The sequence below is a fragment of the Halobacillus litoralis genome (assembly GCF_009856445.1).
In the GTDB taxonomy this organism is placed as follows: Bacteria; Bacillota; Bacilli; order Bacillales; family Halobacillaceae; genus Halobacillus; species Halobacillus litoralis.
Window position 1 is genome coordinate 1 of record NZ_WMFA01000048.1, and the last position, 516, is coordinate 516.

1 protein-coding gene is annotated in these 516 nt (G+C 64.3%); it reads left to right on the forward strand.

The genetic code is table 11. The annotated features are described in order from the left end of the window. A partial coding sequence (locus GLW00_RS21055) for a CoA transferase (RefSeq protein WP_202412593.1) occupies positions 1-326 on the forward strand: 326 nt, incomplete at its 5' end. Between the last annotated feature and the right edge of the window lie 190 nt (positions 327-516).

Here is a 516-nt window from a genome sequence, read left to right on the forward strand (position 1 = left end):
GCTACAACCTGTACGCCACGGCCGATGGTCGTCACCTGGCGGTGGGGGCGCTGGAACACAAGTTCTGGAAGGTGGCCTGCGAGGTCTTCGAGCGCCCGGATTGGGTGAGCCGCCACTGGCAGCGCGGCGCCTTCCCAGGCTCGCCTGATGCGGCGGCACTCAAGGCCGAGGTGGCCGCTCTGGTGGCCAGCCAGCCGCTGGCTTACTGGGCGCACAAGTTCGAAGCGGCCGATGCCTGTGTGACGCCGGTGCTCACGCTGGACGAGGCTCAAGCCCACCCGCTGTTCGCGGGTGGCCAGCCAGTTCAGCCCTGGACGCTGATCTGACGGTTCGGTCTTGGCCGGTTTGAACGGTTTTGTCTGATCGGGGGGTCAGACGGATGCAGGCTTGGCATCGTTGGGTGCCAATGCCTGCATTTTTTCGTTCATGCGCTGTTCCAGCGCGCGGGTCAGCTCTTTGCGGTAGCGGTTGAGGTCTTGCACCGAACCAAAACTGCGCTCCATCAGCGAACTCATG